The sequence below is a fragment of the Candidatus Protofrankia californiensis genome, assembly GCF_900634765.1.
GTDB classification, from domain to species: Bacteria; Actinomycetota; Actinomycetes; order Frankiales; family Frankiaceae; genus Protofrankia; species Protofrankia californiensis.
In genome coordinates this window covers 1-2,302 of sequence record NZ_CAAAFT010000263.1, presented here as the reverse complement: position 1 = coordinate 2,302, position 2,302 = coordinate 1, and the positions used below count along the sequence as shown (strand labels likewise).

The following is a 2,302-nucleotide window of genomic DNA, read 5'->3' as shown; positions in this document are numbered from 1 at the left end:
GGCCAAGGCCGAGGAGGAAGCCGCTCTTCCGGCTGGCGCGGTCGGCGAGCCGTCCGGCTGGGACGAGCAGGGCGGCAAAGATGATCGCGTAGGCGTTGAGCACCCAGGACAGGTTGCTCAGGCTCGCGCCGTGGAAGTCGCCGGAGATCTGTGGCAGAGCGACGTTGACGATGAACAGGTCGAGGCTGGGCAGAACCACGCCGGCACACACGATTGCCAGCACGAGCCCCGGGCGATCCGCCGACCCCGGGTGATCATCTGCTTCCGCAGTAGGTCTTGTCATGCAACGCACGGTAGACACGTTGAGTTCTGTCATGCAACTCTTCAGTTCCGTCACGCAACTCTGTATCGTCCGGTCATGCGGCGGGTCAGCTTCGAGGATGTGAACTGCTCGATTGCCCAGTACCTGGAGGTCGTGGGCGAGTGGTGGACGCCACTGATCCTCCGGGACGCCTTTTTCGGGGTCTCTCGCTTCGACGACTTCCAGGAGCGACTCGGCATCGCCCGCAACGTCCTCGCCCAGCGGCTCGACCATCTCCTCGCCCACGGTGTCCTCGACCGCGTCCCCTACCAGGAACACCCGGTCCGTTACGACTACCGGCTCACCGACAAGGGACGCGATCTCTGGCAGGTGCTGACCGCGATGCGGCAGTGGGGCGACCGGTGGGCCACGCCCCCCGCCGGCCCGCCCGTCGAGCTCGTGCACGAGACCTGCGGACATGTGGCCGAGGCGGTCCCGGCCTGCTCGCAGTGCGGTGCTACGCTGCGCCTGGGAGAGGTACGGATAGTCGCCGGACCGGGTGCGGCCGACGGCAGGACCCTGCCGTCGGCCGAGCGAATTTGATCACCGTCGGTCTCTGCGGCCCCTCGACCGGCCTTGGTTAGGCCTGCCGATCGTCACGCCCACCCGCCGTCAGGCTCGTGAGACGGTACGGCGGCCCAGTGCGGTGGCGGGCCGGGCACCGGCGCTACAGCCCGGTTGCATAACTACCCGTAACCATATGTTCACTCTATTGCCGCCGGTCGTCCGCGGACGACCGGCAATGTTGTCGTCATGGCAGAGCCGCCGGTGGTCATATTCGGTCAAAGTACCGATAGTGACAGCTGGTGGGCGCTCCTGCCCTCCGCCGAGGTCCTACGCGCGCCGCGTTTCGACGATCTTCTCATCCATGTCGAGCGCGTGATGGCCGGGCAGGCGCCGGGCCGGCCGTTCACGCTCATGCTCGACCACCGCGGTACCCGCGAGCCGGGCGTCACACCGCGGGCGCGCCGGCGCAGACGCAGGCCGCCGCTGCCTTCCGAACGGCCACAAGATGATCATCGGGACGCCGACCCGCGGAGAGCCGTGAACCGCCGGACGTGATCAACAGGCCACCCCTTCCTATCTTTCCTGTCTTTTTCTGTCCGGATGGGACACCCGGACAATGTGCACCCGGCGGCCACCGGCCCGCTATTGCATTCTCTGATGGTTTGGTAGGGCTACGGCCACCGATCCCGGACGCGCTTCGAAGCCATTCACTGCGACGGGGGTGGGGTGGGGCGCCAATGTTAACGCCTGGCGGCCATGACCGCATCCGGCGCTGTCACTCCCCGTCAGAAAATCGCGTCAAGGTGACAATGTTTACCACTGCGCGGTGAACGGGAATGCTGGACCAGGGCGCCCAAGCTGTAGTCATCGGCTTACCGGCCAACCATGAAAGGGAGTGACATGACGCTCGCGAAAAAGCCCGTGTACCTGCTGCTCGCAGTAGGCGTTGCCCTCGCGGCCTTCCTGTTCGCCCCGACGGTCGCCCAGGCAGCCCCGTCGACGAGCCAGATCGAGAAGTCGTACGACAACAAGTACGATCACGACAAGTACGACCATGTGAAGTACGACTATAAGAAGCACGACTATAAGAAGCACGACGACAAGAAGCACGACGACGACAAGAAGTACGACTATAAGAAGTATGACCACAAGAAGCACGACAACGGAAAGTACGACCACAACAAGTCGTACGACAAGCACGACAAGCACGACAGCAAGTAGGAGCTTGCCGAGGAGCCCCATCCGGCCACCGGAACCGCCGGACAGATAACGGCCCGCTGGCATACCCTTTCAAGCCACCATGGCGCCCACAGGAGTTCCACGGCCTGAACATGTGAACGGGTGTGCCAGCACACGCCGACGGCCTCCGGAACGGCAGGGACAGAAAACCCACGGCCTGCGGGCCGCCCACGACCCGGGCGGCCCGCAGCTCTGGTTTCCATACCTGTTACAAGCGGATGCCGGCCGCGACTGGGAAGGCCATGGGTTCCTACC

4 protein-coding genes are annotated in these 2,302 nt (G+C 64.7%); 3 read left to right on the top strand and 1 reads right to left on the bottom strand.

Annotated elements, in window-relative coordinates; genetic code table 11:
* Positions 1–283, bottom strand: a 283-nt coding sequence (locus tag DD1DGNOD_RS14530) for an MFS transporter (protein ID WP_131770381.1), incomplete at its 3' end; no start/stop codon positions are given.
* A gap of 75 nt (positions 284–358) precedes the next feature.
* Here DD1DGNOD_RS14530 and DD1DGNOD_RS14525 point away from each other — a divergent pair.
* From DD1DGNOD_RS14525 to DD1DGNOD_RS14515, 3 genes are all read left to right on the top strand, one after another.
* Positions 359–844, top strand: a complete 486-nt coding sequence (locus DD1DGNOD_RS14525) for a winged helix-turn-helix transcriptional regulator (protein WP_131770376.1) — start codon at positions 359–361, stop codon at positions 842–844.
* A 210-nt stretch (positions 845–1,054) separates the two neighbouring features.
* Positions 1,055–1,363: a hypothetical protein gene (locus DD1DGNOD_RS14520; RefSeq protein ID WP_131766906.1), complete on the top strand. Its 309-nt coding sequence runs from the start codon at positions 1,055–1,057 to the stop codon at positions 1,361–1,363.
* Positions 1,364–1,708: 345 nt separating this feature from the next.
* A complete protein-coding gene (locus tag DD1DGNOD_RS14515; RefSeq protein WP_131770375.1) occupies positions 1,709–2,029 on the top strand; it encodes a hypothetical protein in 321 nt (106 codons plus the stop codon).
* Positions 2,030–2,302 lie beyond the last annotated feature (273 nt).